This is a genomic window from Hyphomonas oceanitis (assembly GCF_036964545.1).
Lineage (GTDB): Bacteria > Pseudomonadota > Alphaproteobacteria > Caulobacterales > Hyphomonadaceae > Hyphomonas > Hyphomonas oceanitis.
Genome location: NZ_JBALTL010000005.1, coordinates 239429 through 259922 on the forward strand (window position 1 = coordinate 239429; position 20494 = coordinate 259922).

Genomic DNA, 20494 nt, shown 5'->3' on the forward strand with positions numbered 1-20494 from the left:
CCAGTCTTAGACCGTCACGACCTTCGGCTTCAGCCGCAGCTGGTTCGCCGTCTGCGACAGGCGCCGCAGCACCGTGTCCGATACCATCGGCGCATCCACTTTCAGCACATGCAGTTCCAGGTCGCCGCCTTTCCGCGCGAGGCTCGCCCGCTGCAGGATCGGCCCTGACCGCCCCGAAAACACCGCACCGAGCCGCATCGCGCTGCCCAGCTGCTTGGCCCGGTCGGCCTGTTCGTCCGTGGTCAGCCCGAGATATTCGCTCGGCCGTTTGAAATCCTTCTCGTACCGGCAGCCAATCGCGTAGGCGATCATCGCCCGCTCGGCATGGCTCACGCCCGCATAGGGCGCCCTGAGGGCCTGTTCATAGGCCAGCAGCGAGCGGTGGTCCGGATGGAAGCGCCCTGCGCTGTCGGCCATCATGCAGGCCGCCTTCTCGATCCGCGCATCCGCCGCCGGTGAGCCGAACAGGTCCGCTTCCGGACCGAAGGCCGGGCTCACGAATTCATGCAGCGCCTGCCCAAAGGCGATCTGGTTATGGTCAAGCCGCCCAAAGGCGATCACACCGTCCAGCAACGGATCGGTCACCGCCGCGCCCGTCAGGTCGCGCAGCACGCCCTCGCGCAGGCCGCCGGACGATATCGTCACGCCCTCCAGCTGGCTGCTCGCCAGCACTTCTTCCAGGATCATCGCCGCAATCGGCAAGTGCCGTGCCCGGCGCCGGTCCACCTTCTCGATCACGCTGCGGGCTGCCGGGTTGGTCACGCTGTCGAAGCAGAGCTTCGCTGCGCGTGCCACCTGCCCCTCATTCATCTGATAGCCCTGCAGCACGTGGAGCGAATAATCCTCCACATCCATGTTCAGCCGCGCAAACGAGCGCCACGCGCCGCCTACCGCATAGAACCGCCCCTGTGCGCCCGGCAGCGCCTTGGACTTCTTCAGCTCGGCTTTCACCTTCTTGCGCAGCTCGCGCAGGTCGATCACATCCTCGGCCAGTGACAGCGGCCCCAGCAGCAGGCTCTCGCCCAGCGCCTTGCCATAACCGATGCGCTGGAATTCCAGGCTTGAGCCGCCAAGGTCGCCCATCACGCCCTTGGGCTGGTGGAAACTCGCCTCCACGCCCAGCGCCGAAAGCCGCGCCTCGTCCGCCCCAGACAAGACTCTCACAGGCCGCCCCAGCACGCGCCCGGCCTTCTTCACGAAGTCCGGCCCGTCGCTCGCCTCGCGCACGGCCGCCGTTGCGACGGCGGTATAGTTCCGCAGGTTCAGCGCCTTCAGGATCGCCCGGTAACGGCTCAGCGCCCCCAGCGCTGCCTCCCGGCCGGTGGGTGACAAAGTCCCCCGCTTGATCAGACCTTCGCCGAGGCCCGCCATCACCTTCTCATTGAAGGTCTGCAGGATCGACGATCCGAGCACGTCATAGATCACAAGACGAACAGAGTTCGACCCGATATCGATAATGCCGGCGCGTTCTGATTTCGGGAACATCATGCCGACTTGCCGCCCTTGTGCGACAGGCGCGGGGGCAGGCTGACTTCAAGGGCACTCCCTCGCCCGGAAAGGCTTGGATTGTCCATGAAATACTGGTGCGCCTCGAAGGCCGTCTCGCGGTTTTCCGGCTTCACGCGGCGATAGTCGCCATCCGCCTCCATGATCCAGCTCTGTGTCTCGTCATTCAGGTTCGCCACCATGATCTGGTTCAGCACCTGGCGATGTACGGTCGGGTTTTCGATCGGCACCAGCGCCTCAACGCGCCGCGTCAGGTTACGCGGCATCCAGTCAGCCGACGAGATAAACACTTTGGCATTCGGCGACGGCAGCGCCTCACCATTGGCAAAGCAGACGATCCGCGAATGCTCCAGGAAGCGGCCCACAATGCTTTTCACAGCAATGGTCTCCGACAGCCCCGGCACGCCCGGACGCAGGCAACAGATGCCCCGCACCACCAGCGTGATCGGCACACCCGCCTGGCTCGCCTCATAAAGCTTGTCGATCACCTCGCCGTCCACAAGCGAGTTCATCTTGGCCCAGATGCCGCAGGGCTGGCCCTTCCTGGAGGCCGCCGCTTCCGCCTCGATCATCTTGATCAGGTTCGACCGCAGGGTCAGCGGCGACATGGAAATCTTCTCCAGCACCGGGCCAACATCCGGCGGCTCGCGATAGGCGGTCACGAAGTTGAATAGCCGGTTCGCATCGCGCCCCAGCGCCGCGTCAGCCGTGAACAGGGAAAGGTCCGTATAGATACGGGCATTGATCGGATGATAGTTCCCCGTCCCGAAATGCGTATACGAACGAAGCTCCGTCCCCTCACGCCGCACCACCAGCGACACCTTGGCGTGCGTCTTGTACTCGATAAACCCGTAGACCACCTGCACACCGGCCCGTTCCAGGTCGCGCGCCAAGCGCAGGTTCGCCTCCTCGTCAAAGCGCGCCTTGATCTCCACAAGCGCGGTCACGTTCTTGCCGGACTCGGCCGCCTCGATCAGCGCCGCAACAACCGGCGAGTTCGATGTCGTGCGATACAGCGTCTGCTTGATGGCCACGACCTGTGGGTCCGCTGCGGCCTGCCGGATAAACTGGACCACCACATCAAAGCTCTCGAACGGGTGGTGGACCAGAATGTCCTTTGCCCGGATCGCTGCAAAGCAATCGCCACCCATCTCGCGGATGCGCTCGGGATAGCGCGGCTCATAAGGCGGGAATTGCAGGTCCAGTCGGTCGTCGACGATCAACTCAGACAGCTGCGCCATGCCCAGAATGCCATCATACAGAACCGTATCGGCCTGTTCGGCGCCAATCTCGTGGGTAATGAATTCACGCAGCTTGTCCGGCGCGCTCGACTGCATCCTGAGGCGCACGATACGGCCCCGGCGCCGCTGCTTCAGCATCACCTCGAACTCGCGGATCAGGTCTTCGGCCTCTTCCTCGATCTCGATATCGCTGTCACGCACCACGCGGAAAAGGCACCGGTCCTTCTCCTCGAATCCGGGAAACAATTCTTCGAGGAACAGGCCGATCACGTCTTCCAGCGCAATGAAGCGCATATGGCCCTTGGTCGTCTTCGGCAGCCGGATGAAGCGGCGCACGAAGGCCGGCAGCGGCACGATGCCGACATGCCCTTCCCCGCCTGAGCGCGAGACGAGATCCACGGCAATCGAAAAGCCGAGGTTCGGAATGAACGGGAACGGGTGCGCCGGGTCCACCGCCAGCGGTGTCAGCACCGGAAAGATATTGTTGCGGAAATAGGTCTCGAGGTCAGTGCGTTCCTTCTTGGTCAGCGCGGCGGCCGAAAGGACGTGGATATTCTCCGCCGCCATTTCCTCTTTCAGGATGCGCCACTGTTCCTGCTGGTCTGCGATCAGGCGCAGCGACGCCTTCTCGATCTGCTCGACCTGTTCGGAGGGTTTCAGCCCGTCCTGGCTCGGCTTGACGATACCGGCCCGCACCTGCTCACGCAGGCCCGCATAGCGCACCATTTCGAACTCATCGAGGTTGCTTGCCGAGATGGACAGGAAACGCAGACGCTCCAGCAGGGGGTGCGCCTTGTTGGCCGTCTCTTCCAGCACACGCCGGTTGAATTCCAGCCAGGACAGTTCCCGGTTGAGGAACCTGTCAGGCGACGCCTTCAGCGCCTTTTGGGTCCGCGTCGTTCCGTCTGCCATGTTTGCCCCGTCAGCTTTCAGTTCAGTATCACGACTTAGCCGTCCGGCGCCCGATCCTGCATTGCATCGAGCACCTCCTTCACCAGCGGCACGCTGGGCGCCCGGCCAAGGTCGGTTACGCCATCGCTCAGCCTTTCGGCAAAGGTCTCAATGGCCTCATAGGAGAGATCAAGCCGCGGAACCAGATATTTGAGGACATCCGGCTCCAGTTTGAGGAAATGCCGCACCGCAGCCGCCTTCAGCCGTCCCATCATCATCGCCTCGTCCGGCGGGTCGATTTCCGTCACGGGCATGGAATTGAGGCGCGATTTCAGGTCCGCCGAAGGTGCCTGCCATTGCGGTGGCGGCACATTGGCCGTCAGCAGCATCCGCCCGGCCCCGCCCGAAATGAGGTTGATCAGCGACAGCACCTTGTCGCCTGCGGGCACGCGGTCTGCCCCGTCAATCGCCGTGAGAGCCGCCGCCCGCGCATCCACGTCCCGCGCCTTGAGGCTGGCAAAGGCCTTCGCCTCGAACACATCGCCGCCAAAGCGCTGCGCCCAGGCATGGGCAATCGTGGTCAGCCCCGACTTTGGAGCGCCCACGAGGCACAGCACCGGCGTCGGCCAGTTCTCTGGCCGCTGCACGATGCGCAGGGCGCTCTCGTTGACGGGGGAAACCACCAGATCGGCGAAGCCGAGCCCCGTGGCGGGAAATCCAAAACTCAACTGGTCGGGCATGCCGGGCCTGTCAGGATACTCTGGCTCACGGCCTCGCCGTGGCAGACACGGCAGAGCTGAGCACGAGGCCGTCTTCACCATCCGGCGCTGCGGCCAGCGACACACCGCGCTGCAACAGGTCATTCTGCAGCCGTGGCTCATCGCCCGCATAGGCAAAGGTCACCAGCGCGCCATCGCGGGCAATCGCCGTGATCTTGAAATCCGAGACGAGCGGCGAACGGGCCAGCGCCCCGCGCAGCGTGTTCCACTCAGCGAGCGACGTGTAGCGCACGCTGGCGCTGGTGGTCGTGCGTGCACCGCCCCGGATGATCGACAGCTGCTTCCAGTTCTCGTCCATCAGGGCAGAGGCTGCGGCTGCGGCATCCGCCAGCGTCGGTACTGAATTCGTCGTGCCAACCAGTTCGGTCCCGGCCGCCGTTACGGTCGACAGCGTCACGCGATAGGCGCCCTCGCTGCCAGCCAGTTCAGCCAGCACGCCGCGCCGCGCATTGACGGTCGCCGCTTCGGTCGAAACCTGCGACCAGTCGGAATAATTGGAATAGCCAGGGTCCGTTGCCGTCACATAGGGTGTCAGCGCCGTGGAATTGCGTGGGCCCAGCGCTGCCCGCCAGGCTTCCTGCGCCTGGTAGTCCGCTGCCAGCGGCACCATCAGGCTAAGGGGCCCCTGCGTGTCCACATAGGGCACGCCTTTCTGATCGAGATGCGCGCGTACCATCAGCGGATTGAGCACAACCGAGAGGACGCCGCGATAGCGCCCGGCGCCCGCATTCTCTTCCTGCACGTCCACAGCTGCCGCAAGGCGCTCGGCCAGTGCATAATCCACCGGCAGTCCGCCGACAGCGGCCCGGTCAGACGCAAGGGTGATCTTGTCGAGCAGGCGCCGCGCCGCTTTCTGGCGCGCAACGGACATGGCCGCATTGCGCGCTTCGATCACGCTGGCAGCCTGTTCATCGACTTCGATATTGCGGACGGTGTAAACATCACGGGTATCTGCCATGGCTGGCAGGGATGCCATACAGGCGAGGAATACCGAGGCGAGAAGCAAACGAATCATGGTCAACGACCTCCCTGTCAGCCTTCCTTGTAGCAAGCTGATGCGGCGGCTGGAACCGCAAGCAGCACTGGATAAGGCGATTTCCCCATGCTAACGCGCGAGACATCATGACCGAAACGCCAAAAACTCCCCTTTCCTACCGTGACGCTGGTGTCGATATTGAGGCAGGCGAACGCCTCGTTGGCGCCATTGGCCCCATGGCCAAGGCCACGTCCCGCGCGGGCGTCATGGGCGGCCTCGGCGGCTTTGGCGCCTTGTTTGATTTGAAGAAAGCCGGATACGACGACCCCATCCTCGTCTCCGGCACGGACGGCGTCGGCACCAAGCTGATGCTCGCCTTCGACGTCGGCCAGCACAATACGGTCGGCATCGACCTTGTCGCCATGTGCGCCAATGATGTCCTCGCCCAGGGCGCAGAGCCGCTGTTCTTTCTCGACTATTTTGCCACCGGCAAGCTCGAAGGCGGCATCGCCGAAGCGGTTATTTCCGGCATCGCCGAAGGCTGCCGCCAGTCCGGCTGCGCCCTTGTCGGCGGCGAAACGGCCGAAATGCCCGGCATGTACCCGCCGGGCCATTACGACCTTGCCGGTTTCGTCGTCGGTGCTGTCGATCGCACCAAGGTCCTGCCCCGCATGGACGACATGGTCGAAGGCGATGTGCTGATCGGCGTGGCCTCCTCCGGGCCCCATTCCAACGGCTATTCCCTCATCCGCCGCATCGTCGAGCGCGAAGGGCTGAACTATGAGTCCACAGCCCCCTTTAGCAACCAGACGCTCGGCGAGGCCCTGCTGACCCCGACGCGGCTCTATTCGCACCTTGCTCTTCCGCTGATCCGGTCCGGCCTCGTGAAAGGCCTCGCCCACATCACGGGCGGCGGTATCACCGAGAATACCCCGCGAATGGTCCCGGAACACCTCAAGCCGGTCATCGACCGGTCCGCCTGGACCCCGCTCCCGGTCTTCCAGTGGCTGCAGGAAGCCGGCAATGTGACCGAAGACGAGATGCACCGCACCTTCAATATGGGTATCGGCCTCATCTTCGCTGTGGCTGCTGAAGACGCTGACGCCGCCATGGCCCAGCTCACAGACGCGGGCGAAATGCCCGTCATCCTTGGCCATCTCGCCGCGAAATGACCCCGCTAAACCTTGCGATCCTGATCTCCGGCCGCGGCTCGAACATGGAGGCGCTGCTCAAGGCCGCCGCCGCCCCGGACTATCCGGCCAAGCCCGTCCTCGTCCTCGCCAACCGCCCGGACGCAAAGGGCCTCGAAACTGCAATGGATGCTGGTATCCCAGCCCTTGCCATCGACCACAAACCCTATGGCAAGGACCGCGAAGCCTTCGAGCGCGCCATGGACCAGGCCCTCACGGAAGCTGGCACCGAGATCATTGCCCTAGCCGGTTTCATGCGCGTCCTGACGCCCTGGTTCGTCAACAAGTGGCAGGGCCGGATGATCAACATCCACCCTTCGCTCCTGCCCAAGTACAAGGGCCTCGACACCCATCAGCGCGCCATCGACGCGGGCGATGCAGAGGCCGGCGCCACAGTCCACTGGGTCAGCCCCGGTGTCGACGATGGCGAGATCATCCAGCAGGCGAGCCTCCGCATCCTGCCCGGCGACACAGCCGACACGCTCGCCGCCCGCCTCCTGCCTGTTGAGCACCAGCTCTATCCGGCTGCGCTCGCCAAGGCCTGCGCCGCGATCAAGGCGCGCCGCTAAGCCCCCGGCGGCTTCTTCAGGCTCTTCATCGCATCGGCCTTCGCATCATCAATCGCCTGCCGCAACGCCGCATTCACCGATGTCGCGCCATTGTTGAACGCCTGCCCCGCAGCGCGCATCTCGTCGCAATTCGAACAGCGCGACACGTTGATATTGTTCTCGGCGTCGCACTTGGCGCAGGTCCATTTGGGCATCGGAACATGTGGTAAATTCGGCACGGCCTTCCCTCGCTGATCAGGTGACTCAAGGAAGAGGCGTCAAAACAGGGCCCAATGGGTCAACTCTTGGAAACAGGGGGCTGATGCGGTATGATCCCCACATCGAACCGGAGATTTTATGTCCCGATAATATTGGCGCGCATGGTGCGGCCAAAACAAGTTGCAGAAGATGAGTCTCGCCGTGCCGCGCCACGCTGAGCCCTTTGACTTGATCCACAAAATCCCGAAAACACGCGCCCGGCATTCGCCGGGCCGCAAACCATGAAAGAGGTCTCTGACAATGATCAGGCCCTATACTGACCACGACGCTGACGCTGTGGTGTCCATCTGGCGTGCTGCCAGCGAACGCGCCCATCCGTTTCTCTCCACGCCGTTTCTGGACGCGGAGGCGGAGAATGTGAGGAACGTTTATCCCCAATTCGCTGACATCTGGGTGCTGGAAGGCGCAGGCATACCCATCGGCTTCATCGCGCTCATTGATGCAGAAGTCGGCGCCATCTTCCTCCAACCCGAACATCATGGGCAAGGCTACGGCCGCGCCATGATGGATTTCGCCGTGTCGAAGAAGGGCGCCGTCACGCTGGACGTGTTCAAGGCCAATGCCATCGGCCGTGCCTTCTATGACCGGTACGGCTTCCGACAGGTCGGTGAATACGTTCACGAAGCCTCCGGGCAAGAGACGCTGAAACTGGCATTCTCGCCATCAGAAGGCTGACATATTCGGGGCGCCGCTTCCCGGCGGCGCCCAACTTCCTCACGACTCGCGTTCGTCCGCGCAGGGATAGGAAGGCGGCTTTCCACTCCCATGCACCAATCCCCGCCGCCTGTCCTACCACTCCAACCCAACCCCACATGCCCCCATGCGATACTTCTCATGCTGCCCGGCCCCACCGGGCGGCGGCAAGCGGGGGAGGCAGGATCGCAACCTGACTTCCCAAAACATCATCCATGCTAGCGGCCCTGTTTTCCCCGCTCGCTTCTATCGCTAAAAACCGGAGAGCTTCCTGCCCGTCCGGCTTTTCGTGCTGTTGCCATCGCCGTTGCACGTACGCTCCCGTAGAATTAGGATACAGCCAACGTGCACAGGGGCATTCAGCAATGATCACCGTATACGGCGAGGGCCGCGGTTTCCGTGTCGTCTGGCTGCTCGAAGAAATGGGCCTGCCCTACCGGCTGCGCCCCGTCGACATGCTGGCCGGTGTCGAGAACGATCCCGAATTCCTGGCCATCAACCCGGGTGGCTTCATCCCCGCACTGCAGGACGGCGATGCCATCTTGGTCGAATCCATCGCCATCATGGAATACCTGCTGGCCCGTTACGGGCCGACGCCGCTCGCCCCAGACCCGCACAATCCCGCCTTCCCCCTCTACCAGCAATTTCTCCACCTCGGCGAGGCAGGCCTCGCTGCCTCCATGTTCTTCGTCGTGGTCAGCAAGATGCTCGCGCCCGAGGAAGAGAAAGACAATTGGGGCGCCCGCAAGGCCATGCAGACCTTCGAGAGCCGCCGCACCATCGTCGCCCGCCGCCTCGCCGAAGCGCGCTACATGGCTGGCGACGCCTTCACCGCCGCCGACATCTCGATCACCTATGCGCTGCAGTTCGCCCGCCGCGCTGGTGGCGTACCCCTCACGGAAGCAGAGCAGGCCTATGTCGCCCACACCACCGACCGCGACGGCTATCGCCGGGCAATGGACACATGCGAGGCCACGAGGGAATGGGCTGCGGCGCTCGGGGAGTGATGCGCCCAAATGACCGCATGATTGACGGCAACCTTATCGCGCCCCAACAGTTGTCCCCATAATGAACGAACCAACAGCCCCGCCGGAAGACGGCACTGACGACCACATCTCCGCCGAGGAGCAGGTCGAAGCCAAGAAGCTCACACGCCTTAAATCGCGCGTCGTCTACGAGACGATACGTCAGGAGGGCGAATCCGAACTCAAGCGCCCGCAATCGGCCATGTGGTGGTCCGGCATCGCCGCCGGCGCAGGCATCTCCCTCTCCCTCATGACCGAAGCCATGTTCCGGTCGCACCTGCCGGACGCACCATGGCGTGGCCTCATCGAGAATCTCGGCTACACGTCGGGCTTCCTGCTCGTGATGCTGTCGCGCATGCAGCTCTTCACCGAGAACACGATCACAACCGTGCTGCCCACACTCGCCCACCCCTGCCGACGCACCATGTTCGGCACGGCGCGGCTCTGGGGCATCGTCTTCACCGCGAACATGATCGGCACCTTCCTCGCCGCCCTGCTCATCGCCTATGGTGGCATCCTCACGCCGGAAGTCACCGCCGCCGCCGTCGAGATCAGCCACCATGTCGCCGCGTGGAGCGCCTCCGACACATTTGTGAAGGCCATTCCCGCAGGCTTCCTGATCGCCGCCATCGTCTGGATGCTGCCCAGCGCCGAGGGCAGCGAATTCTGGGTGATCGTGCTTTTCACCTATATCATCGCGCTCGGCGACATGGCCCACGTCGTTGTCGGCTCGGCAGAGCTGTTCCTGCTGGCGGTCACCGGTGAGGCAAACATCTTCAAGCTGATCACCATAAACCTCCTGCCCGCCCTCCTCGGCAACGTGCTCGGCGGCACCGGCCTCTTCGCCATGCTCGCCTGGGGCCAGGTCAGCGACGAAATGAAAGAGGAGAAGGATTAGGGCCGCGGCCCGTTCGCACACCCGGTTTAACCCACTTGCAGATTCGAATGGCCGCGCTCTATTCACAGGCACGATCCGGCACCATGATCGAAGACGAGGGGAGGCCCAGCCCGGAACATGACTGTCTTGCGCGTATGCCTCATCGCCGCCGCGCTCCTGCTGCTGGCCATGCTTGCGGTCGCCCTGCTGGCACTGGCCGAGACGCGGCAGCGGATCACCGCGCTGGAGGCGGAACGCTCCCTCGCCGAAACCCGGCACGGCCCCATCGAATATGCCAGCTGGGGCAAAGGGCCGCCCGTGCTCGTGGTTCATGGCGCGGGCGGCGGGTTCGATCAGGGTCGCATCCTGGCGCAGGCCATTGGCGGCGACGGGTACAGGTGGATTTCCGTTTCCCGCTTCGGCTATCTCGGCAGCGCCCTGCCTGAGACGCCCTCGACAGCGGCGCAAGCTGAGGCCTTCGCCGATCTCCTTGATACGCTGGGCATTGGCCGTGTCAGCATCCTCGCCATGTCGGGCGGCGTGCCCCCGTCCCTCCAGTTTGCCGCCATGTATCCCGAACGGACCGACCGCATGATGCTGCTGTCGCCTGCCCCGTTCACGCCCTTTTCGCCCGAAGTGGCGGATCGCCCGATCCCGACCTGGGCCTATTCCGCACTGCTCGGCAATAACGTGATCTACTGGACGCTCACCAAGGTCGCGCGCCGCCAGCTGGAGGCCGCCTTCGATGCCCGCGCCGACCTGCGCGAGGGCCTCTCAGACGAAGAGGCGCTGTTCGTTCGCGACCTGATCGACACGTTCCTCCCCGCCTCGCGCCGCCTTGCCGGGGTCAATAATGAGGGCGCCGCCGTCGATCCGTCCGCCACCTACAATCTGGAAGCCATCTGCGCCCCAGTCCTGATCGTGCATGCGCGCGACGACCGGCTGAACCCGTTCGCCGTCGGATCAACCCTCGCCGCCCGCATCCCCCATAGCCGCTTCCTCGCACTGGACCACGGCGGCCACCTCCTCCTCGGCCACCACCCCGACCTCCGCAGGGAGTTCGACAGCCTGCTGGCTGAATGATACGAGGGGGGCGAAATGGTGGCGCCTCTGAAGCTTGAAAAGCCCTGTATTTGACGCTGTGATTTATTTCCGCAATCGACGAGACTTCGTTCACAACCGCAGGGCTTCCCATGTCTGATGTTCCCGTAAAGAAAAATGGAGATCGTGAACTTCCGATCCCGACAGAATGGCGGGCCGCCTTGAAGCAAATAGCTGATGCGCTCGCAGCGGGAGATTTTGAGCTGAGCAGTCTTCCGCAAGTTTCCCAGTACGAAGATCCAGACTTCGCAAAAATCAATCGCGCCAATATTCAAGATTATCCAGATTCCTTGGCCCCGCTCGACGCGAGCACATGGGACACGTCAATCTACCGGTGGATGGAAGAGTATTGGGAAGTGCTTGTCGATCTGTCAGCGGGAGCAACCCTAACAAGCGACCTCGTACTGCATGTGAAAGTCCGGAAAAACGGTCAAGATTTCATATTTCAGCCGGGGCTCGTTTATGTGCCTTGAATTTTTGCCCGCCAGGTAAATACATCAATCCCAACAAAAAGGCCCAGCCTTTCGGCTGGGCCTTCTCTTGAATCTCTGCTGCCCCGAAGGGCGGTGGAGGCTTAGCCGACGATCTGGTCAGCCGTGAAGAATTGCGCGATTTCGATTTCGGCGTTCTCTGCGGAGTCCGAACCGTGGACCGAGTTTTCGCCAATCGACAGCGCGAACAGTCTGCGGATCGTGCCCTCGGCGGCGTCGGCCGGGTTGGTCGCGCCCATCACGTCGCGATACTTGGCCACGGCATCGTCGCCTTCCAGAACCTGCACCACAACCGGCGCAGAGGTCATGAATTCCACCAGTTCGCCAAAGAAGGGGCGTTCCTTGTGAACGCCGTAGAATTCTTCCGCCTGCGCCTGGCTCATCTGGATGCGGCGCTGGGCGATGATGCGCAGGCCTGCTTTTTCGATCACGGCATTGATCGCGCCGGTCAGGTTGCGGTTGGTCGCGTCAGGCTTGATGATGGAAAATGTACGCTGGACAGCCATGGGGAAGTTCCTGTTGTGCTGGAAAGGGGAGTGTTGGCGCGGCCTATAGCGGCGCCTGCCCGCCGGGGCAAGCGCAGAGGGCTGCCTTGCGCAGAGGCGGGATGCGGCTTAGGGGCGATTATCACTGCCGCCCAAGGACCACGCCATGACCGCCCTGCCCCCCTGCCCCAAATGCCAGTCCGAATTCACCTATGAAGACGGCACCATGCTGGTCTGCCCGGAATGTGCCCATGAATGGGCCGCAGGCGAGGCCGCCGAGGCTGGCGACAAGGTCATCAAGGATTCCAACGGCAACCCGCTCGCCGATGGCGACACGGTCACCGTCATCAAGGACCTGAAGGTGAAAGGCAGCTCCCTCGTTGTGAAGCGCGGCACCAAGGTGAAGAACATCCGCCTCACCGACGGCGACCACGACATCGACTGCAAGATCGACGGCATCGGCGCCATGGGTCTCAAATCCGAGTTCGTGAAGAAGGCCTAGACGCCTGCCTCGCTCCAGCCACCCTTCGGTGTCTGCTGGAAGTAGCGTGTCACGAGGCCAGCATCCTTGGCGGCCTTGAACTGCGCCCGCGCCTTGGTCCGCGCGCCGCTGTCGCCATCGTCGAACATCACCATACAGCGCGTATAGGGCGCATCCACAGGCACGGTGACGCCGTCCATCAGCACCAGAGCCGCCGCGCCGTTTACATTCTCGGCCTTGGCTGACAGCAGCACCGGCTGGCGCGCGGCGTCCAGCCCCGGCGCCTCGGCCTGGCCATGCGGCAGGAAGCTCTTGTCCTCATAGGTCCACAGCGCGGCGTCCAGCGCCGCCCGGCGCTCCGCACTGGGCGAAACCGCCAGCACGCGCCACCCGGCTTCGAGGCATTTCGCCATCAACGGCGCCGCCGCCTGCTCCAGCGTCGTGCGGGAGAGATGGTAGAACCACCATTCGGGGGAAGCAGGCGCGTCAGTCATGAGCCTTCCTTATCCTCCCCCGCCTGCGGGGGAGGTGGGCTGCGCAGCAGCTCGGAGGGGGGAACCCTTCCACGGACGCAAAACGCCCCCTCCGCCCCTGCGGGGCACCTCCCCCGCAGGCGGGGGAGGATAAGGAAGGCGCCTGGTTGTCCACATCAGTCCTCGTAGTTCTGCGCGATCCAGCGATCCAGCAGGCGCGGGCCGAAGCCGGATGCCCAGGTCACGTCAAACGCGGCCTTCTGGCCTTCAACCCATGCCACACCGGCAATATCGAGGTGCGCCCACTTCACGCCGTCCTTGACGAAGCGTTTCAGGAACTGCGCCGCCGTGATTGAGCCCGCGGCCCGGCCGCCAATGTTGCGCATGTCGGCAAACTTGGATTTCAGCAGGCTGTCATATTCCGGGCCCATCGGCAGGCGCCACACGCGCTCGCCCTCATGGAGGCCTGCCTTGGTCAGCTCGTCAGCGAGGTCGTCGCTGCCGGTGAACAGGCCGGCATGGTGGTGGCCAAGCGAGATCACGATGGCGCCGGTCAGCGTCGCGAGGTCGACAATGGCCTTCGGCTTGAAATGCTCCTGCGCGTACCAGAGCACGTCACAGAGAACGAGGCGCCCTTCGGCGTCGGTGTTTTGCACTTCGATGGTCTGGCCGCTGGCCGACGTGAGAATGTCACCGGGGCGAATCGCATCGCCGTCAGGCATGTTCTCGACGAGGCCCACGAGGCCCACGACGTTCACTTTCGCCTTGCGGGCTGCCAATGCTCGGATCGTGCCGGTCACAGCGGCAGCGCCGCCCATGTCGCCGCGCATGTCTTCCATGCCCGGTCCCGGCTTCAGCGAGATGCCGCCCGTGTCGAAGCAGACGCCCTTGCCGACCAGGATCACCGGATCCTCGCCTTCCGCGCCGCCCATCCATTTCATGATGCCGAGCTGGCTTTCCTTGCGCGAGCCCTGGCCGACGCCCAGCAGCGCGCCCATGCCCAGCTTCTTCATTTCCTTCTCGCCGAGGATTTCCACCTCAACGCCGAATTCCTTGAGGTCCTTCAGGCGCCCGGCAAAGCTCTCGGGGTAAAGGTCGTTCGGTGGCAGGTTCACCAGGTCGCGCGCCATGTTCGTGCCTTCGGCGGCGGCGTCCAGCGGCGCGAAGGCGGCCTTGGCGGCTTTTGCATCGTCGACGATAAACGTCAGCGACGTCAGGCTCGGCTTCTGGTCCGCCTTCAGTTTCGTGAAATAAGTATCAAACCGGTACGCAGCCAGCTTGGCGCCAAGTGCGACCCGTGCGGCATCCTCGGCGCTGGCCACATGCACGGCCATCGACTTGAAGCCGCCCTTGGCATGCGATTTCACCAGATTGGCGCCAAGCGACTCGAAAACGCGCGCATCGCGCTTCTTGGGCTTGCCGCCGCCGATCAGCACGGCGCGGCGGGCATCGCCGCCTTTCGGCAGAACCACAACAGCTTGCTGGTCCTTCTTGCCGTCAAAGCGCGCGCCCGACAGGGCTTCGGTCAGCAGGCCGCCCGAAGCCGCATCCACGTCCGCTGCAGCCCCCGGCAGACCGTCGCCCTCGTCTACGATAAAGGCAACGATGTCGGCCTTGGCGGCGTCGGCGAATGAAATCTTCATATGAGTAATCTCCGTTTGTGACGGAAAGTAAACGTCGACGCGCGCAGCGCAACTCGTTAGCTAAGAAAAAAGCATGCCCTATATGATGCAGACTAGCCGGAAATGACTGTCAATTTGAGCATATGAGCAAAGTACAGACCTATCTCTTCTATGAAGTCTTGCGCGCCGTGCTCATCATCGTCGGTGGTCTCGCGATGCTTGCGCTCCTTGCGCAGGGCCTCGCGCGCACGGATCTCATCCTCGAGAACCGCCAGTCAGCGCTGACATACTTCTACATCGTGATGCTGGGTGCGCCGCAGGTGATCGCCCTTTTGACGCCGCTCGCCCTCTTCGTCGCGGGCGTTTGGTCGCTTAACCGCATCCACAAGGACAGCGAGATCGTCGTCGCACAGGCCGCCGGCATGACACCCTGGCAGATCGCGTCGCCCCTCATGCGCCTCGCGGTCCTGTGCGCCATTGCCCATCTCGCGGTGAACCTCTGGGTCCAGCCTTCGGCCCAACGGGCCATGCGCGAAACCGTCTCCATGGCCCGGGCAGACCTCGCCGCAGCCCTCATTCGCCCCGGCCAGTTCACCTCCAATGGTGAACGACTGACCTTCTATGCCCGCGAGCAGATCGGGGGCGAACTGCGCGGCGTGCTGATTTCGGACATGACCGACCCGGAGTTCCCGACCGACATCCTGGCTCGCAGCGCTGCCCTGGTCGAGGTAGAGGGCCGCCCCACGCTCCTGCTGCGCGATGCTATCAGCCAGCAGCTCGATGAGAACCAACAGCTGTCGATCCTCGAATTCGACCAGTACATGTTCGATCTCAGCGATTTCATGAAGGAAGACGCAGACCTGCGCCTCAAGGCGTCGGACAAATTCCTCTACGAGCTCTTCTTCATCGACCGATCCAACTATTTCGAAGCCAAGGACGCCGATACGCTATTGGCTGAAGGCCATTCCCGCCTGACGACGCCCTTGCTCAATATCGTCATGGCCTTGATAGCGATCTTTGCCGTCCTTGGCGGCGATTTTAGCCGAAAGGGCTATGGCAAGCGCATCGCCATCGCCTCGGCGGGCGCAATTACGGTCCTCATCATCCAACTCGCGGTGCAATCGGCTGCGGCGGGTGATCCGAGCCTCAATATTCTCCAGTGGATCCTGCCGCTCAGCGTGATTGGCGGGCTCAGTTATGTTTACTTCCATGGCGGTCGAAAGATCGGCAAGGCCCCACATCGAGGGTCTGGCGGCGGCGCACCCGATCATGCGGTGCCGGCATGAACATCACCTTCAACCGCATTCAACGCTACATCCTGCGCGAATGCCTGACCGGCCTCTTGCTCGTCCTTGGCGTTCTGCTGCTCGCCATCCTGATGATCGACGTGGTCGAGCAGCTGCGCACGGTTGGCGGTGACGTAAAGCTCAGCCTCGGCGGCGCGCTGCGGCTGTCGCTCATGAAGCTGCCCCAAATCATGGAGCAGACGCTTCCCTTCGCCATCCTTGTGGCCAGCATGCTGGCCTTCACACGCCTCAATCGCCGCTCGGAACTCTCGATCATTCGCGCCAGCGGCATCTCGGCCTGGCGCTTCCTGGCCCCGGTCATCATCATGGGCCTCGTGCTCGGAATCTTCACGACCACGCTTCTCAACCCGTTTGCGGCCCGGTTGACGGAATCCTTCGAGCTGGAACGCGCCCGCCTGCTGAACGATGGCCGCGAAGCCATGGCCGTCTCGGACAGCGGCGTCTGGCTACGTCAGGGCGACGACACCAGCCAGATCGTGATCCATGCGGCCCGCGTGGAAGATGGCGGCATCGTGCTGATCAAGGTGAAGATGATCCAGGAAGAGCGCCTCTTCGCCGGCAACCAGCCCACCAATGACTATACATTCGTGCGGCGCATCGATGCCGACCGCGCCTATCTCCGCAACGGCTTCTGGCAACTCGAGAATGTGGTCGAGAACGTCCCCAACCTGCCGCCCGAGCGCAAGAAGAACCTCGCCATCCCGACCTCGCTTGACGCCGTCACCCTGCTCGACAAGTTCGCCTCGCCAAACACAATCGGCTTCTGGAACCTGCCCCGGTTCGTGCACCAGACGCAGGCCGCCGGGCTCGATGCTTCGCGTTACAAGATGCGCTGGAACAGCCTCATGGCGACCCCGGCTCTGTTCGTTGCCATGGGCCTGATCGGCGCCATTGTCTGCCTGCGCCTGTCGCGTCTTGGCGGCACATCGCGCCTCCTCGCCATAGGCTCACTGCTGGCCGTCGGCCTCTATTTCTTCACCCAATTCTCGTCCAGCCTCGGTGCCACGGGTGCAGCTCCCGCTGTAATTGCAGCATGGAGCCCCCCCTTGTTTGTGCTCTTCTGTACCCTCACATGGCTCGCCTATCGGGAAGATGGCTGACCAGTTGCGGCCTTGACATACGGCGCTTGTGCCCCCCATCACTCCCGCCCTTGAAGAGGTGCCTCCATGAAACTTGTCGTCGTCGAATCGCCCGCAAAGGCCAAAACGATCAACAAATACCTCGGCAAGGACTACAAGGTTCTCGCCTCGTACGGTCACATCCGCGACCTGCCATCGAAGAATGGCTCGGTCGATCCGGACAATGATTTCGACATGATATGGGAAGCTGACTCCAAGTCGGCCAAGCGCATCTCCGACATTGCGAACTCGCTGAAAGACGCCGACACCCTCATTCTCGCGACCGACCCTGATCGTGAAGGGGAAGCCATTTCCTGGCACCTCGTCGAAGCCCTGAAGAAGCGTCGTGCGCTCAAGAAGGACATCCACGTCGAGCGCGTCGTGTTCAACGCGATCACCAAAAGCGCCGTTACAACGGCCATGGAACACCCGCGCCAGATCGACCAGGAACTTGTTGATGCCTACCTTGCGCGCCGCGCGCTGGACTATCTGGTCGGCTTCAACCTCTCACCCGTCCTCTGGCGCAAGCTTCCCGGCAGCCGCTCGGCCGGCCGCGTTCAGTCCGTTGCCCTGCGCATTGTCTGTGACCGCGAGAACGAGATCGAGCTGTTCCGCCCGCAGGAATACTGGAACATCGCCGCCACACTGCGTGCCCCCGACGGGACCGACTTCGAAGCCCGCCTGCATGCTCTTGATGGCGACACGCTGAAGAAGTTCACACTCGGCAACAAGGGCGACGCCGACAAGGCACTCGAAATCGTCCAGACCGGCGGCTATTCGGTCTCCAGCGTCGAGGCGAAGCCCGTCAAGCGCAACCCGCCGCCGCCCTTCATTACTTCTACGTTGCAGCAGGAAGCCTCCCGCAAGCTCGGTTTCGGCGCCAAGCGCACCATGCAGGCCGCCCAGAAACTCTACGAAGAGGGCCGCATCACCTATATGCGTACCGACGGCGTCAACATGGCCGAAGAAGCCTATGCCGCGGCCCGCACCATGATCCAGTCGAACTATGGCGCCCGCTACCTGCCGGAAAACACGCGTCGTTATTCCTCCAAAGCCAAGAACGCGCAGGAAGCCCACGAAGCCGTCCGACCGACCGACTTCAACCTGCGCCCTGAGGACTATCACGGCGACGGTGACCTGAAGAAACTCTACACCCTTATCTGGCGCCGCGCCGTGGCCAGCCAGATGGAAACCGCCCTGTTCGAGCGCACCACGATCGACCTTGCCTCCAAGGATAAGCGCGCCACGCTGCGCGCCACCGGTCAGGTCCTCGTGTTTGATGGCTTCATAAAGCTCTACACCGAAGGCCATGACGCGGGGGACGATGAAGACGACGCCGAAGGCCGCCTGCCGAAGATGGAAGCCGGCCAGCACGCGGACCTCCTGAACGCACTCGCGAACCAGTCCTTCACCGCCCCGCCGCCGCGCTACACCGAGGCCAGCCTCGTCAAGCGCCTCGAAGAACTCGGCATTGGCCGCCCGTCGACCTATGCGTCCACCATGTCGACGCTGGAAGACCGGGGCTATGTCCGCATCGAAGGCAAGGCGCTGATCCCCGAAGACAAGGGCCGCCTCGTGACGGCCTTCCTCGAGAACTTCTTCTCGCGCTATGTGGAATATGACTTCACCGCCGGTCTCGAAGAAAAGCTCGATGTCATCTCCGACGGCAAGCTCGACTGGAAAGCGTTCCTGCACGAGTTCTGGAAACAGTTCGCTGCTGACATTGACGGCACCAAGGATCTGCGCGTTTCCGCCGTGCTGGACGCCCTCAACGAGACGCTCGGCGCTTACGTGTTCCCGCGTCAGGATGCCGAAGGCAACCCGATCGAAAACCCGCGTCAGTGCCCGCTCTGCAAGGAGGGCGAGCTATCCATGAAGCTTGGCCGATTCGGCGCCTTTGTCGGCTGCTCGCGCCACCCTGAGTGCAAGTTCACCCGCCAGTTCAGCGCCGATGGCGACGCGGCAGCCGCGATCAACCCGGACGGCAACGAGATCGGCATCCACCCGGAAACCGGCGAGATGATCTATCTCAAGACCGGTCGCTTCGGCCCCTATGTCGAGATGGCGAATGGCGAAAAGCCGCAACGCGCCTCCCTCACCAAGGCCGAGAAAGAAAAGCCACAGGAGCTGACGCTCGAACGCGCCGTGGAGCTGCTGCTCCTGCCGCGCGAAGTCGGCCGCCACCCGGAAGACAACGAACCCATCCTGGCCAATTTCGGCCGTTTCGGTCCCTACGTTCAGCATGGCAAGACATATGCGAACCTGAAAGACCCGGCAGACGTCTTCAATATCGGCCTCAACCGCGCCGTGGCGCTGATCGAGGACAAGAAGGCCAATCCGGGCCGGGGTCGCGGTGGCGCCACGCCACTGAAGGAACTCGGCAATCACGCAGACGGCGAGCCGATCCAGGTCTTCGCGGGCCGCTACGGGCCTTACGTGAAGCATGGCAAGGTCAACGCGACGATCCCGAAAGAGATCGCGCCGGACGCCATCACACTGGAACAGGCCGTGGAACTGGTGAACGCCCGCGCGGCGGCTGCCCCGGCCAAGAAGAAGGCTGCGCCGAAGAAGAAGGCCGCGCCGAAGAAGGCTGCTGCCAAGAAGAAACCGGCGGCGAAGAAAACGCCTGCCGCGAAGACAGAGGACTAGGCCGCGCCGGGCCCGCAAGGCCCGGACTGGCTCCCCCTCGCGATGCGCCTGTCGCCCCGCCTTATGTTCCCGTTTGCCCTGCTCGCGGCGAGCGTCACGTGGATATTTACAATCGAAAGGCTGCCACCGCTGGAGCCGCTGGTTGAGGAAGTCGTCGAGCCCCTGCCGCCGCCTCAGCCTGCCCTGCCTGTCATCTATGATTTCCCGGTCACGCTGTCGCTCTGCCCCAAGCTCTACGTCGCCAATGCGCCACCCACCGATACCGGGCTGCACATCATCGGCTATACCGCGATGATCACGATCAACGGCGTAACCCTCGCCCGTGCTCCCGTCGAGGATGGGTGCGTGTCGTCCGGCTTCGGCGCCCGCAACGGTCAGGTCCATAGCGGCGTCGATCTCTACAATCGCGACCCCGTCGCCATCTATGCCGCCGCCGACGGCACGATCCGCGAGGCGCAATACCGCGACGATTTCGGCAACATGATGGTCATCGACCACGGCAATGGCGTCTTCACCCGCTATGCCCACATGGCCAGTTTCTCCGGCTTCAAGGCGGGCGACACGGTCCTCGCCGGTCAGATCATCGGCGTCATGGGCAATACGGCCGGCTACCTCGTGCCGCGCCATCTCCACTACGAGATCCTGACCGGCGAATGGGGTGAACAGGCGGGATCATTTGCCCTCGCGCCCACCGACCCGCTCGCCATTCCACCTATCGACTAAATCTATTCATTTTATGCGAGACTTTATTGCCTTCTGGTT

The 20494-nt window shown here is 63.2% G+C and carries 20 protein-coding genes; 12 read left to right on the forward strand and 8 right to left on the reverse strand.

The genetic code is table 11. The features are described 5' to 3' along the window. Positions 1 to 6: 6 nt before the first annotated feature. From V7651_RS14780 to V7651_RS14795, 4 genes are read right to left on the reverse strand one after another with little or no spacing between them, the layout of a single operon-like run. Complete coding sequence (locus V7651_RS14780) at positions 7 to 1488, reverse strand: Ppx/GppA family phosphatase (protein ID WP_335613609.1); 1482 nt, start codon at positions 1486 to 1488, stop codon at positions 7 to 9. After that, positions 1485 to 3659, reverse strand: a complete 2175-nt coding sequence (locus tag V7651_RS14785; RefSeq protein WP_335613610.1) for an RNA degradosome polyphosphate kinase — start codon at positions 3657 to 3659, stop codon at positions 1485 to 1487. The genes V7651_RS14780 and V7651_RS14785 overlap by 4 nt, the downstream gene beginning before the upstream one ends. 35 nt (positions 3660 to 3694) lie before the next feature. Next, positions 3695 to 4378: a P-loop NTPase family protein gene (locus V7651_RS14790; protein ID WP_335613611.1), complete on the reverse strand. Its 684-nt coding sequence runs from the start codon at positions 4376 to 4378 to the stop codon at positions 3695 to 3697. A gap of 25 nt (positions 4379 to 4403) precedes the next feature. After that, complete coding sequence (locus V7651_RS14795; RefSeq protein ID WP_335613612.1) at positions 4404 to 5432, reverse strand: hypothetical protein; 1029 nt, start codon at positions 5430 to 5432, stop codon at positions 4404 to 4406. A 107-nt stretch (positions 5433 to 5539) separates the two neighbouring features. Here V7651_RS14795 and purM point away from each other — a divergent pair, with 107 nt between their 5' ends. Both purM and purN read left to right on the forward strand, forming a co-directional pair. Further along, positions 5540 to 6565: a phosphoribosylformylglycinamidine cyclo-ligase gene (purM, locus tag V7651_RS14800; protein WP_035537922.1), complete on the forward strand. Its 1026-nt coding sequence runs from the start codon at positions 5540 to 5542 to the stop codon at positions 6563 to 6565. After that, on the forward strand, positions 6562 to 7152 hold the full coding sequence (gene purN, locus V7651_RS14805; protein WP_335613613.1) for a phosphoribosylglycinamide formyltransferase: 591 nt from the start codon (positions 6562 to 6564) through the stop codon (positions 7150 to 7152). The genes purM and purN overlap by 4 nt, the downstream gene beginning before the upstream one ends. Here purN and V7651_RS14810 read toward each other — a convergent pair. Next, positions 7149 to 7370 (reverse strand): hypothetical protein, encoded by a 222-nt coding sequence (locus V7651_RS14810; protein ID WP_335613614.1) that lies wholly within the window; start codon positions 7368 to 7370, stop codon positions 7149 to 7151. The genes purN and V7651_RS14810 overlap by 4 nt on opposite strands. Before the next feature lie 280 nt (positions 7371 to 7650). Here V7651_RS14810 and V7651_RS14815 point away from each other — a divergent pair, with 280 nt between their 5' ends. The 5 genes from V7651_RS14815 to V7651_RS14835 all read left to right on the forward strand — a co-directional run bounded on the left by V7651_RS14815 (position 7651) and on the right by V7651_RS14835 (position 11579). Beyond that, positions 7651 to 8085 carry a GNAT family N-acetyltransferase gene (locus V7651_RS14815; RefSeq protein WP_335613615.1) on the forward strand — a complete coding sequence of 145 codons (435 nt, stop codon included), beginning with the start codon at positions 7651 to 7653 and terminating at the stop codon, positions 8083 to 8085. A 383-nt stretch (positions 8086 to 8468) separates the two neighbouring features. Continuing rightward, the gene (locus tag V7651_RS14820; RefSeq protein ID WP_335613616.1) at positions 8469 to 9110 is read left to right on the forward strand and encodes a glutathione S-transferase family protein; all 642 of its coding nucleotides are present in this window, start codon (positions 8469 to 8471) and stop codon (positions 9108 to 9110) included. 61 nt (positions 9111 to 9171) lie between these two features. Then, positions 9172 to 10026 carry a formate/nitrite transporter family protein gene (locus tag V7651_RS14825; protein WP_335613617.1) on the forward strand — a complete coding sequence of 285 codons (855 nt, stop codon included), beginning with the start codon at positions 9172 to 9174 and terminating at the stop codon, positions 10024 to 10026. Positions 10027 to 10143: 117 nt separating this feature from the next. Beyond that, positions 10144 to 11088 (forward strand): alpha/beta fold hydrolase, encoded by a 945-nt coding sequence (locus tag V7651_RS14830; RefSeq protein ID WP_335613618.1) that lies wholly within the window; start codon positions 10144 to 10146, stop codon positions 11086 to 11088. 110 nt (positions 11089 to 11198) lie between these two features. Further along, complete coding sequence (locus V7651_RS14835; protein WP_035537908.1) at positions 11199 to 11579, forward strand: DUF7668 domain-containing protein; 381 nt, start codon at positions 11199 to 11201, stop codon at positions 11577 to 11579. A gap of 101 nt (positions 11580 to 11680) precedes the next feature. On the opposite strand, the gene ndk is transcribed toward V7651_RS14835, so the two are convergent. Next, positions 11681 to 12103, reverse strand: coding sequence for a nucleoside-diphosphate kinase (gene ndk, locus V7651_RS14840; protein WP_335613619.1), 423 nt, complete (start codon positions 12101 to 12103; stop codon positions 11681 to 11683). Between the two features lie 145 nt (positions 12104 to 12248). Here ndk and V7651_RS14845 point away from each other — a divergent pair, with 145 nt between their 5' ends. Beyond that, on the forward strand, positions 12249 to 12584 hold the full coding sequence (locus V7651_RS14845; protein WP_035537905.1) for a zinc ribbon domain-containing protein YjdM: 336 nt from the start codon (positions 12249 to 12251) through the stop codon (positions 12582 to 12584). Here V7651_RS14845 and V7651_RS14850 read toward each other — a convergent pair. Then, positions 12581 to 13057, reverse strand: coding sequence for a DNA polymerase III subunit chi (locus V7651_RS14850; protein WP_035537903.1), 477 nt, complete (start codon positions 13055 to 13057; stop codon positions 12581 to 12583). The genes V7651_RS14845 and V7651_RS14850 overlap by 4 nt on opposite strands. A 155-nt stretch (positions 13058 to 13212) precedes the next feature. Then, positions 13213 to 14679, reverse strand: coding sequence for a leucyl aminopeptidase (locus tag V7651_RS14855; protein WP_335613620.1), 1467 nt, complete (start codon positions 14677 to 14679; stop codon positions 13213 to 13215). Positions 14680 to 14801: 122 nt separating this feature from the next. On the opposite strand from V7651_RS14855, the gene V7651_RS14860 reads away from it, so the two are divergent. From V7651_RS14860 to V7651_RS14875, 4 genes are all read left to right on the forward strand, one after another. Continuing rightward, positions 14802 to 15944 carry an LptF/LptG family permease gene (locus tag V7651_RS14860; protein WP_051624689.1) on the forward strand — a complete coding sequence of 381 codons (1143 nt, stop codon included), beginning with the start codon at positions 14802 to 14804 and terminating at the stop codon, positions 15942 to 15944. Further along, a complete protein-coding gene (lptG, locus tag V7651_RS14865) occupies positions 15941 to 17065 on the forward strand; it encodes an LPS export ABC transporter permease LptG (protein ID WP_035537899.1) in 1125 nt (374 codons plus the stop codon). The genes V7651_RS14860 and lptG overlap by 4 nt, the downstream gene beginning before the upstream one ends. 66 nt (positions 17066 to 17131) lie before the next feature. After that, a complete protein-coding gene (gene topA / locus V7651_RS14870) occupies positions 17132 to 19732 on the forward strand; it encodes a type I DNA topoisomerase (RefSeq protein WP_335613621.1) in 2601 nt (866 codons plus the stop codon). A gap of 42 nt (positions 19733 to 19774) precedes the next feature. Beyond that, positions 19775 to 20455 carry a M23 family metallopeptidase gene (locus V7651_RS14875; protein ID WP_335613622.1) on the forward strand — a complete coding sequence of 227 codons (681 nt, stop codon included), beginning with the start codon at positions 19775 to 19777 and terminating at the stop codon, positions 20453 to 20455. Positions 20456 to 20494: the final 39 nt, after the last annotated feature.